Annotated in this window: 8 protein-coding genes; 2 read left to right on the top strand and 6 right to left on the bottom strand. The window is 44.5% G+C overall.

Translation table 11 applies throughout. The features are described 5' to 3' along the window. Window positions 1-2: 2 nt before the first annotated feature. Complete coding sequence (gene yfbR / locus ACFI6J_RS06980; protein WP_012519109.1) at window positions 3-602, bottom strand: 5'-deoxynucleotidase; 600 nt, start codon at window positions 600-602, stop codon at window positions 3-5. A gap of 1 nt (window position 603) precedes the next feature. Further along, window positions 604-1824 carry a pyridoxal phosphate-dependent aminotransferase gene (locus tag ACFI6J_RS06975; RefSeq protein ID WP_014976750.1) on the bottom strand — a complete coding sequence of 407 codons (1221 nt, stop codon included), beginning with the start codon at window positions 1822-1824 and terminating at the stop codon, window positions 604-606. 272 nt (window positions 1825-2096) lie between these two features. Between ACFI6J_RS06975 and ACFI6J_RS06970 the strand changes: the two genes are divergently transcribed. Together ACFI6J_RS06970 and ACFI6J_RS06965 are read left to right on the top strand one after the other, a co-directional pair. Then, a complete protein-coding gene (locus ACFI6J_RS06970; protein WP_462585919.1) occupies window positions 2097-2891 on the top strand; it encodes a DUF2189 domain-containing protein in 795 nt (264 codons plus the stop codon). A 417-nt stretch (window positions 2892-3308) separates the two neighbouring features. Beyond that, window positions 3309-3653 (top strand): DUF3718 domain-containing protein, encoded by a 345-nt coding sequence (locus ACFI6J_RS06965; protein ID WP_462585917.1) that lies wholly within the window; start codon window positions 3309-3311, stop codon window positions 3651-3653. A 387-nt stretch (window positions 3654-4040) separates the two neighbouring features. On the opposite strand, the gene ACFI6J_RS06960 is transcribed toward ACFI6J_RS06965, so the two are convergent. The 4 genes from ACFI6J_RS06960 to ACFI6J_RS06945 form a co-directional block, all read right to left on the bottom strand. Then, the gene (locus tag ACFI6J_RS06960) at window positions 4041-7220 is read right to left on the bottom strand and encodes an efflux RND transporter permease subunit (RefSeq protein ID WP_462585915.1); all 3180 of its coding nucleotides are present in this window, start codon (window positions 7218-7220) and stop codon (window positions 4041-4043) included. Continuing rightward, window positions 7217-10600, bottom strand: a complete 3384-nt coding sequence (locus tag ACFI6J_RS06955; RefSeq protein ID WP_462585914.1) for an efflux RND transporter permease subunit — start codon at window positions 10598-10600, stop codon at window positions 7217-7219. The genes ACFI6J_RS06960 and ACFI6J_RS06955 overlap by 4 nt, the downstream gene beginning before the upstream one ends. A 25-nt stretch (window positions 10601-10625) precedes the next feature. After that, the gene (locus ACFI6J_RS06950) at window positions 10626-11759 is read right to left on the bottom strand and encodes an efflux RND transporter periplasmic adaptor subunit (RefSeq protein ID WP_283617247.1); all 1134 of its coding nucleotides are present in this window, start codon (window positions 11757-11759) and stop codon (window positions 10626-10628) included. A gap of 213 nt (window positions 11760-11972) precedes the next feature. Further along, complete coding sequence (locus ACFI6J_RS06945; protein WP_342287921.1) at window positions 11973-12365, bottom strand: OsmC family protein; 393 nt, start codon at window positions 12363-12365, stop codon at window positions 11973-11975. Window positions 12366-12419: the final 54 nt, after the last annotated feature.

Genomic DNA, 12419 nt, shown 5'->3' with positions numbered 1-12419 from the left:
GCTCACATATCGTCTTGCGTAATTTCATCAAGACTTAAAGAAAAGCTTGGTACGTAACGCGTTAAGAAGTAGTCCACCTCTTCAGAATGATATTCTTTAAGGGTTTTATCTAATCTTTTCTTAGCCAGCTTAAACTCTTGGTTACCAGCAGCTAATTCTTCAAGCGTTTTTAGGTAAGCGCAAAGTACGTCTGCTGCTTTCACAATAAAAGCTTCTTCTTCACTATGGTAGTGATGATCAATAAGCGCAGCGTAGTCTTCTCGAAATGCTTCTGGTGCCATTTCAATTAGCTTGTTCTCTGCAATTTTTTCGATCTTTTTATATTCTTCTTTAATCGCAGGGTTAAAGTATTTCACTGGGGTAGGGAGGTCTCCGGTGAGTACCTCCGACACGTCGTGAAATATTGCCATGGTAGCAATACGATCAGGGTTTAGTGTGCCGCCAAAAAACTTATTTTTTATTAAAGCAAGTGCGTGGGCAACCATGGCCACCTGCAAACTGTGCTCCTGCACATTTTCTGTGCGCACGTTATGCATAAGCGGCCAGCGATTGATAAGCTTTAAGCGCGCCAGATGCGCGAAAAAGTGACTTTTATCAGACACATTACGCCCCTTGCTTATACGTTCTAAAGAAGTTGCCAATACGATGCAGAGCAGGCACCAATACATCGCTGTGCGGTAAAAATACTAATCGGAAATACGTGCCTTCAGTAAGGTTAAACGCGCGACCATGTACCAGCAGAATTTTTTCAGAGCTTAATAAGTCCAGCACCATTTGTTCGTCGTTTTGAATGTTGAATTTCTTCTCATCCACTTTAGCGAAACAATACATGGCACCTTTAGGTTTAACGCACGAAATACCGTCAATGCCGTTTAGCATATCTGTAGTCACGTCGCGCTGAATGCGAAGACGCCCGTTTTCTTTCACCAAGTCGTCAATGCTTTGATAGCCGCCTAACGCAGTTTGAATAGCACTTTGACACGGTACGTTAGCGCACATTCGCATGGAAGACAGAATATTAAGCCCTTCAATATAGTCCGACGCCAGGCGCTTATTGCCGCTGACTACAAGCCAACCTGATCGAAAGCCCGCCACGCGGTAGTTTTTGCTTAAACCGCCAAAGGTAACAAAAAACACATCGTCAGCCAGTGAAGCAATACTAGTGTGTTTTGCTTCATCGTAAAGAATTTTGTCGTAAATCTCGTCGCTAAATACAACAAGTCCGTGTTCGCGGGCGACTTCAACCACATCTTGCAACAGGGCTTTGTCGTAAACTGCACCAGTAGGGTTGTTAGGGTTGATCAGTACAATCGCGCGAGTTTTACTGGTGATTTTACTTTTTATGTCGTCAATGTCTGGGAACCAGCCTGCTTGCTCGTCGCAGCGATAATGAACGGGTGAACCTGACGAGAGGCTAACTGCTGCTGTCCAAAGCGGGTAGTCAGGGCTTGGAATAAGCACTTCATCGCCATGATTAAGCAACGCCTGCATTGCCATCATAATTAACTCAGATACGCCGTTACCAATATAAACGTCGTCTACACGGATGTCTTTAATGTTGCGCTGCTGGTAGTACTGCATCACGGCCACACGGGCAGCATAAATTCCTGTCGAGTCTGAATATCCTTGAGACGTAGGCAGGTTATGAATAACGTCTTTTACGATATCGTCAGGGGCTTCAAATCCAAATGGGGCGGGGTTACCGATATTCAGCTTTAATATGCGGTGTCCTTCGTCTTCCATTTTACGTGCTTGCGCAGCGATTGGGCCTCTAATGTCGTAACAAACGTTATCTAATTTATGTGAGCGAGATACAGTTTTCATGGTCTATCTGGTTGATTTACATACCCTGAGATTATCGCAATCCAAAGCCATATGCGATGGCCTTTTTGCAGTATTTCTGCTTTAAGCATTACTTTTCTCACCAAGTGGCTATTTATTGACCGCATAATGAGATGAATGATCCTCTTGTCACTTAAGTATAAAATTTATGTTAATAACTTGTGAACTTTTCATTCAGCGCCTATCGTAGTAGTAAGGCGTGTATAAAAAACGCGTTAGTAACAAACAGGCTAACAAGCAGAGGTGATAAGAATATGTCGCACCATTTCAAAGAAACACCAGAGAATGCAATCACGCAAAGTGGTATAGCACGCGTTATTCCCTGTAAAGAATTAGACGTTGGCGATCCAGTAAAGTGGTTGTCATTGGCATTACGAGACGCTATGCGGGCACCAGGTCTCACATTGTTTTATGGCATTCTTTTCGCGGTTATTCCGTGGTTCATTATGTACTTGGTTGAAATGACAGGTTGGCACTTAGTTATTTTACCCGCCATTGTTTGCTTTATGTTGGTAGGTCCATTTCTGGCTGCTGGTCTTTATGATGTGAGCTGGGAAATGGAGAAAGGCCATAAGCCCACATTACGCCATTCTTTGCGTGCAATGCGCAGAAATGCGTTTAATGAGTGGGGCTTTGCCATTTTGCTTATAGTGATGATGATATTCTGGTTGCGTGTTTCATCGCTAATCCATGCACTTTATCCGCCTTATATCGAAAACGATTTAGAAAACTTGTTACCATTTTTAGCGTTGGGCACACTCGTTGGTGCGGGTTTTACATTGGCAATGCTTTTCATTACGGCGTTCACCCAGCCTATTTTGATGGAACGCAAAGTAGATCTTGCTACAGCAGTATTAACCAGCGTGAACGCTGTTTGGTTAAACAAAGTCCCTATGCTTATTTGGGGGGCTATCATCTTCACCACTGTTGCGATTGGCTTTGTTACCGGCTTTGTCGGATTTATTGTATTGATGCCCATTGTCGGTTACGCGTCATGGCATGCTTATATTGATGCCATAGAAACTAAGCGCGAACGCAAATATGAGTAATTGCGTACGCTTTCTGTAATTTAATTACGGGAATGGTGAGGTGTTCTGTACATAAGATGCGCTTTATCATTATATATTTTGTTAAAATTACAGTTTTAAGGCCCCGAAAGGGGCCTTTTTATACTTAAGTCTTATATTTCTTTCTTCCTACACGTTCCATCGCTAGATACATTAGTAATATATAATCTAAATTAATTTTGATAAAACAATGATTTAGCTTAGTAACAACGGTATAACAAACTGATTTACCGCACATTTACCCCCGTTACACAATCATTCAACAGAAAAGTTTTAATTCTTGATGCATAAATAAAGGGCGTTGAGCGAATTGTTGATTGTTCAGCTTTGTTCAACCAAAACCTAAGAGTTTGCCACAAACTTGATTAAAGCCTTTATCTACACAATGAGGAATTAAACATGAAACCAATTAAATCGAAACTAGCCAACGCGGTAAAAGTTCTAGCTGTATCTGCAACCGTAGCATTTAGCGTTAACGCAACTGCCGCAGCACCGCAAAAAGACATACGCTTTGTAGGCGAAACCCAATTTGCAGGGTTTTGTAAAGCGATTATCAACGATGACGTAAGAGTACTTCGCTCTAGTCTTTCACGTAACGTAGGTCGCATTGGTGCTAGTCAGCGTGAAGTGTTGCGTATGGTAACGTCTGAAGAAGGGTTGACGTGCAATGGCAGTAGCCTAATTGAGTTTTCAGTTGAGCGTCACGCTGATGCCGTACATGAATACTTAACGTCGCGTAGCTAATACCAGTCCGCATAGCTCATTACCCACTCAGCGAGAGTTAAAATGTTCGTAGTCGCGGCGTGTTACCGCAGGTATAGTGGTTCTACATCAAGGTGACACAACAAAGAGTACGGACATTTTAAACTCGCCCTTCGGGAAGGTCTGGCAAGCTTCCTAGCTTCATTCTGGGAATTTGAAAGGGAACAGCCATTCCTGCATTCCCACGCTTCGCTAGGAAACTTGCCAGCGCCTTCTGAGTGGGCAATGAGCTATGCGGATTGGTATAATTGATTGCGGTAACGATAAATCCAGAAAAAGTGGGCTAGCTTGCACTCATCGTCAATCACGTTGACGTGAATGGTGAAAACTAGACCCGCTTTTTGTCTTACTTTTTTTAGAGTATGCGCCTTAATTAGCGATTTTAATATACGTGGCTACACGCGCTTTACTGGTTTTAAACAAACGTTGCGTTTTAAACCTAAGCTTTAGTAGCAACACGTAAGCAAGTGGTACTAAGAACAAGCTGGTTAGCGTTGAGAATACTAGCCCACCAATGATTGCAATGGCCATTGGTGAGTAGGGAGGACCGTCGCCACCAATTCGAGTACTCCCCATCGCAAGTGGAATAAGCCCTAGAACTGTAGTGGCTACTGTCATCAGAATAGGCCTGATACGTGTCATACATCCTTCAATCACTGCGTCATACAGCGACAAGCCTTCATTAATTAGCTGATTAATTCTGTCTACCAATACGATGCCATTGTTAACCACAATACCCATCAGAATCAGCATGCCAATCATCCCCATGATAGACATAGATGTGCCTGTAACCATGAATGCCCAAAAAACACCTGTGAAGGAAAACAGTAGTGACGTAATTACAGATGTTGGAAGAATTAGCGATTCAAACAGCGCGGCCATAACAACGTATATCATGCAAAGCGCTAATAGCATATTCATTTGCATTACGGCATTGGCTTCATCCTGGCGAGAGAAGCTGCCGTCTAGCGTCCACTTATAGCCTGTCGGCAATTCGATATTAGCTAATGCTTTTTCTATGCGTTCACGAGCTTGTTCGGTGGTGGTTTCACCCTCTAGATTTGCACCAATAGCTAGCGCTGTTTGACGATAGTTGCGGTTAATTTGCGAAAGCTGTGGCACCACAGTGAAATCTGCAATCATGTTCAGCGTTACCGATTGACCCTGCGTAAACCCAATATTGATGTTCTTAAGTTCGCTTAGCGAGGCTTGAATATCGCTGCCAAACTTAAGCTGCACCGCCACTTCTCCGGCGTCACCATAGCGGAATGTACGTAAATTACTGCCGCGTAGTGCCGTAGAGATAAGTTTAGCCACATCGTTTACTTGTATGCCAAAGCGGTTTGCTTTCTCTCTGTCTATGCGTATTTGAACCTCATCACGGGTAGATCCCGTGTCGGCTTTTACATCTTCCAGCCCTTCTATAGTGGAAAGAATAGGGATGATCTGCTCTGAAATATTTAGCAAGGTTTCTGAAGACTCGCCCAACAGCGTTACTCTCACGCCACCACCGTTGCCACTATCCCACTGGAAAGAGGGGCGAGCACGCACAAATGAAGGCATGTTTTCACGAATATCCTCCTTAATTTTACCCACACTTACGGGCAATTCATCATTAAGCGTGATACCACTTACCGCATGGCCAGCAGTAAAATAGGTATATACCTGTTTAATGTGAAAGCGTTCTTGGTTTTCATAAAGATAAGCTTCCATTTTATTTACGGTTTTTTCCACTTCATCCAAGGTGAAGTTTTGCGTCACATGGTAATTAAGCCAAATGCGCTCTTGATTGTCGTTACCCTCATCGTCAGACGTAACCACCTGCATAGGTACAAAGGTCGATGCCAGGATAAATAACGCGATAACGCAGGTTACGCCCTGGTGTTTCAACATCCAGTTAAGCGCACGACCATAGCCTTTTATGTAGGATGGTGTTTTAGGCGTTTTTACAACAGGGATCTTTACCTTAGTTGTCAGTAAGGGAATAAGTGTTTTAGCAATGAAAAGCGACGCGAACAGAGATATACAGATAGCCACAGCAACGTGCTCTAGGAAAATAGTCACGTCTATTTTTACCCCAATAATATTAGGTAAAAACACTATTGCCGTGGTTGCAGTTCCGGCAATGACTGCAAGACTGACTTTGTTTATACCAATCTGGGTGGCTCGCTTAATGTCTCCCTCTTGTTGGCGTTCTTGAAATACGCTTTCAGTGATCACAACGGCGTTGTCTACCAGCATACCTACCGCTAGCATGAGGCCCATTAACGATAAGATGTTGAGTGTATAACCTAATAGATACATCACACCTAAGGTAATACAAATTGAGAATGGTACAGAAAGCACCACGATTAAGGTGGTGGTAAGCTGGCGCAAGAATAAGTACAGCACAATAACTGAAAGTAACGCACCTAAAAGGCCAGCGTTTAGCAAATCGCTCAGCGACGAAGTTACGCTTTTCGCGGTGTCGTCCATTACAAATAAACTAATGCCTGTAAACTCAGGGTCTTCCTTGGCTTTTTCGATAACCTTCATTACCGCGTCGGAAACTTCTACAAGATTGCTGCCCGATTCGCGAAATACGTTAAAGCCTACCGCAAAGGTGCGATCTAAATGACGTCCTTCATTGCGTTGAGGAAGCTCGTAAGTCACGCTGGCAATATCAGACAAGCGAACGCTGCGGGTAACCCACATATTTTTAAAGTCGTTTACATCGGTAAATTCGCCAGTTGGGTTAACCAGAATTTTTTCACCGTTATTGTACATGTAGCCCGCGGTTAGCGAGAAGTTGGCGTTTTGAAGCTGCTGCTCTAAGCGTGTACCGTCTATTTGGTAGGCCGCCATTTTCTTAGGATCTAAGCGAATAGTAATTTGACGCTTCATGGTGCCGTATAGCTCGACTTTCGATACACCCGGAACACGCTCTAGCGGTCGCTTAAGGTTACGCTCAAGCAAGTCGTAAGCATTCGATAAGTCGCGGTCGCTCGATACACGCAGCTGGAATATAGGCATATCGTTGGTGTTAAACTTGTACACCATGATCCGCTCTATATCGTCAGGGAGTTCATGGCGAATAGTGTCAATCTTTTCCCGCGCTTCAATACTTTTGGCTTTAAGGTTTTCATCCCAGTCGAACTCTACAATGACCTCAGCCATATTGTCGTACGACCGCGCCCTTAAGCGCTTTATCCCCGACATGGTAGCAACAGCTTCTTCAACCGGACGGGTTATCATCGTCTCAATTTCAACTGGAGTCGCATCAGGGTAGGGGATCTGCACTACCATTTCTGGAATATCAATCCCAGGGAATTTTTCAAGGGGTAATAAGCGGCCAGATACAATGCCGAACAGCAACATAGACAAAAACAGCATTCCGATGGTAACGGGCTTATTTAACGCAAAGCGTGCAAGCGAGGCGCCTATACCTGCAATTTTTGAAAGGTGCGGCTGTGAAGCTATGTCTGTCTCGCGTTGATTCGGGTCACGTGTTTGGCGCTTGTCAGTGTGGGTTTCAGAACTGTTATTAGCGTTGTGAGAAGGTGTACTCATAGTACACCTCCTTTCGACATTGCTCCTTCGTCACCAAAGCCCGCATTAGTATTAACAGACGTTTTCTGCGCAACGTTTTTCTTAACGTCGAACAGGCTGTAAAGCACTGGCAGTAATATGAGGGTGAGCAAGCTTGCAAACAGAAGGCCGTATATAACGGTGATGGCCATTGGCGTGCGAATTTCAGCACCTTCACCAAAACCAAACGCCATAGGCAATAGACCCAACACCGTAGTAAGTGTAGTCATCACAATGGGGCGCAGGCGGGTCTTTGCAGCATCTAGAATAGCGGTGTCTTTATCTACTCCTTGACGGCGTAATTGATTTATACGGTCAACTAATACAATAGCGTTGTTCACTACAATACCGCACAGCATAATCAAACCTATAAATACCACCACGTTTAGCGGCGTATTGGTAAGCCACAATCCATACACAGAACCTGCGCCGGCTAGCGGCACTGCGACCAAAATAAGCAGAGGGTGCAGCAGCGACTCAAACTGTGACGCCATAACCAAATACACCATGAACACCGCAAGTGCTAGGGCAAACTGTAGCGAACGGAAGCTGCTTTGCATGTCTTCACTTTGTCCAGTTACTGTTGCACTTAAAGATAGAGGAAGTTGGGTTTCATCAATGACTTTATTAGCAACGGCAACCGCTTCATCAAGCTTACCCTTGGCTAAATTTGCAGATACCAGCGCTACACGCTGCTGTCCAACGCGGGTGATTTCGCTAGGACCTACACTCATGTACACGTCTGCAACGGCACTTAATGGAATAGGTTGCGCAGAGCCTGGATTAACAACAATGGCGCGCACGCTGGCGATGTCATCTCGCTGGTTTTCTTGGGTTCTTACTAGCACATCTACCTTTCTGTCTTCAACACTATACTGTGTAGCGACACGGCCACCTACTTTGGCCGCAATAAGCTGAGAAACGGTTGATGCATCAAGCTCAAGGCGAGCAAGTTTGGCGTGATGGAAGGCTATTTTAAGCTCTGGGTTTCCGTCACGAATGCTGGTCGTTACGTCTGCAAAATTACTGTAACTGGCTAGCTTGGTCGCAATGGCGTCGCCATACTGCTGTAATTGATTGAGGTCGTAACCCGCAATTTCAATTTGAATAGGCGAGGCAAAGCTAAATAGCTCTGGCTCTGAAAACGTTGCCTGAACCTGAGGTTTGAAGGCTAGGTACTCACGAAGGGCACGCTTTACCGCGTCCATATCGGCAGCTGTCGCCGAAGGCTGCATGACAATGTTTAAGCGGCCCCAATGATCGCCACCCTGATTAGGCGCAGCGCTTATAAGGCTTCCCGTACCAGACATGGCATAGGTGCGAAGCACCTTGGTTTCGCCGCCATCATTGTTATTTACTGCAACCGCAGCAAGCTCGCTGATAATAGCGTCGGTTCGCGCTAGTGGCGAGCCCGCAGGAAGGGTCACTTCTACCGAAAATTCTCCTTGTGACAGGGTAGGAATAAGTTCCATACCTAGTCTTGGTACAAGCATTATCGCGCCAGCAGCAAGAATAAAGGCAGTAGCTAACACCAGCGCTTTGGCTTTAAGACTTACGCGCAGCAGTTTTTCATAAGCAGAAGCGAGAAGGTCAAACCCTTTGTTAAATACCCAGATAAGTGGTTTAAAGGCAACGCTTAATAACTTGCTGACGATATGCCATGCACCTATCACCAAGGTGACCAAGGCTGCAGGTAAAAAAACAAAGATAAGTCTGAATACCCAACGAATTGGCAGGGTAACGTAATACATAACTTTGCCAAACGTCGACGTAGGAGGGGTAGGCGCTGGTGTAGTAAACACATCTTCGTGGTCTAGCTGTTGCTTTTTCTTCTTATGTGCCATCGCAGGGATAAGTGTGAGCGCAACAACAAGCGATGCTGCCAAAGCGAACGACACGGTTAACGCTTGATCTTTAAACAGCTGACCTGCAATACCTTCTACAAATATTAGCGGCACAAACACGGCCATAGTGGTCAGTGTCGAAGCCACAATTGCGCCAGAGACTTCTTTTGTGCCTTCACTGGCGGCAGATGCCTCAGTGTCTGTGGCTTCTGCCGTCGTTTTTTCATTAGCTGTAGCGTTATCACTTCCAGCCATTTTTAATTTTTTATGGCGATCGATATTTTCAAGCACAACAATGCTGTTATCTACTAATAATCCAACAGCCAGCGCGATACCACCTAAGCTCATCATGTTTAAGCTTATGTCGTTGGCATACATTAGATTAAAGGTGGCAATTACTGATACCGGAATAGAAACCGAGATAATAACGGTAGCCCAGAAGTCTTTAAGAAAAAGGTACAGCACCAACATGGCTAAAATACCGCCCATCACTGCCGCTGATTTTACGTTATCTATAGCTTGCTTAATGAACACGCTTTGGTCATAAATTTCGCTAAGCGTGTAGTTAGAAGGCAAGTTGTTGTTGACCTCATTTAACCGGCTAGCCACTTTTTGTGCAACGTTAACCGCATTAGCATCGCCTTCTTTATAAATGGCAATTTCAATGCCTTCATTGCCGTTAAAGCGCGTTACCACATCACGATCTTTATAAGCACTCTCAACCGTTGCCACGTCTTTAAGTTGAATGTTTCTGCCTTCAAAACGCCCAATGAAAAGGTTTTCGATATCGCTAAGTGTTTCAAACTGATTCAGGGTTCTGACCAAAAACGCTTGGGCTGCGTTATCAATTCGACCGCCGGCCGCGTTAATGTTTTCGGCACTGACCCGGTCAATAATTCGGGTAATGGGAATAGACAGCTGACTGGCTTTCTGCTGGTCGATAAGGATGTGTATCTCGTTTTCTAAACCACCGCCAACGCGCACGGCTGCCACACCTTCTACCGACTCTAAAGCTCGTTTTACTTGCTGTTCGGCATATAAACGTAATCGCTTCATTTGCGCTACGCTTAAACTTGACGTATCGCTTTGTGCCGTCAGCCCCAGTTTAATTACTGGGTCTAAACTTGGGTTAAAACGAAGGAGCCTTGGCTTTTCTATATCAAGGGGAAGTTGTAATACATCAAGTTTCTCGCGCACTTCTAAGCTCGCGAAATCCATGTCAGTACCCCATGCAAATGAAAGCACTACGTCAGACTGGCCTGCACGCGATGTGGACGTGACTTTACGTACGCCTTTTACTACGCCGATGGCTTCTTCAATGGGCTTTGAAACCAGTTGTTCGACTTCGCCTGGCGCTGCACCGTCGTAGTCAGTACGAATGGTGAGAGTAGGGTAAGATAAGTCAGGCAGTAGGTTAACCGACAGTCTGCCTAACGACACCATACCAAATAGCAATACCGCAAAAGTGAACATACTAACGGCAACAGGGCGCTTTACAGCAATATCTACAATACGCATTGTGTGAGTTCCTTGTTAGGCCGAATTAGCTGTTAACTACTTCAACAGGGGCGCTGTCTTTCAAGTTTTGGTGGCCTGCGGTAACCACTTCTTCATTACCGTTTAAACCATTAATAACTTCAACGACTTCGTTGTTTTCAAAGCCTGTAGAAATATCAACTTTTTTAACTTTGCCGTTGTCGACAACGAATACACTATGATTATTATCGATGGTAACTAGCGCTCTACGAGGCAACAACGTGGCGTTAGCATGTGTTGCGTACTCAAGTGACACATCGGTAAACATGCCGGCTTTAAGTTTGTTATCTTCGTTAGGTACTTTTAACGTTACTTTGAACGTGCCGGTGGTCGCATCGATGACCGGGCTTATACGTTCAACACTAGCGGTGATACTCCTGTCGCCTAAAGCCGCCACGGTAAGCATTGCACCTTGTCCAATCACTACGTTAGGTAGCTCATTTTCAGGCAGATACACAATGCCTTGAAGATTACGTTGCTGAACGATATGGAACATTCTCTCCCGTTGGAACGATTCAGTCAGGTTGCCTACTTTGGCATTCCTTTCTGCAATGTATCCATCAATTGGGGCTGTGATAGTGGCTTCTTTCAAATCAAGTTCAGCCAAGCGTACAGATGCTTTTGCTGATTCAAATTGCGAAGTGAGCTTGTCGTAAGTGTCATCGCTGATAAGCTTTTTGGAATAGACTTTGTTGACCTTTTCTAGTTCGCTTTCAATGCCAGCTAAATCAGCCAAAGCTTTTGATAAGTTCAGCTCGTAGCGGCGTTTATCAAGCTGTGCCAGTACCTGGCCTTTTTCAACATAATCACCTTCTTCTACGAAGATTTCTTCAATAATTCCAGACGCTCGCGCAACCACAAATGCTTCTTCACGGGCCTCTAAAATAGCGGTTGTATCGTAAGTGGACGTAATGTCGCCAGTAACAATGGTTTGGGTTTCAACGGGAATAGCAAAAACGGTTTCTTCAACTTCGGTGGCGTTGGCTTGGTCGTTAATGGCATCAGCATCAGAACATGCTGTCATCGAGAGAGAGAGGGCAACAATACCGCTTCCAACAAGTAATTTGAGTGATGTTGGCGAAAACGGTAATAAAGAACGTATTGGTGAAAAAGAGGTGTTGCTGTGCGTTGTAGTTTCCATGGTCAATAACCCTAACGTAATTGTCGTTATATAATAATGACCATATACAGCAGCTAATATGCCAAAGATGTTAACTAATGTTAATTGTTAATAATTTCAATTACTTACGGGTGTGACAAACAGTTTCAACGAAAAAGCCAACCCAAGTGGTTGGCCTTTTCTACTAAGGCTTAGCGATAATTGCTAATAAGAGGTTTATTCCACTATAGTTGATTAAACCAAAGTATAGCTTGTGGTAATGTCAACGTTACCCGTTAGCATAAGCATGACCGAACAATATTTTTCGGCAGAAAGCTGCACAGCGCGAGCAAGGGCCTTTTCACTAATGCCTTCACCTGACACCGTGTAATGCGCGTGAATTTTAGTAAATACACGAGGCGGCTCTTCAGCGCGCTCAGCTTCTAATTCACAGTTACAGGCTTCAATGCTAAAGCGCCCTTTTTTAAGAATATCTACAACGTCAATACTTGAACATGCACCAACTGCCAACAGCACTGACTCCATCGGAGATACGGCCTTACCGCTGCCGTCCATCACCGTTTTGTAACCGCTGTCTGTAGTTCCTGTAAAAGTTAAATCTTGATCCCAAGAAACACGTGCTTTCATTGTTTGTCCTAATGTCATAAAAATAAAAAGGAAGCTGCAAGACAGGCCAGTTTA

It is taken from the genome of Alteromonas sp. G4i13 (assembly GCF_054960505.1).
This window is presented reverse-complemented; position numbering and strand designations above follow the sequence as displayed.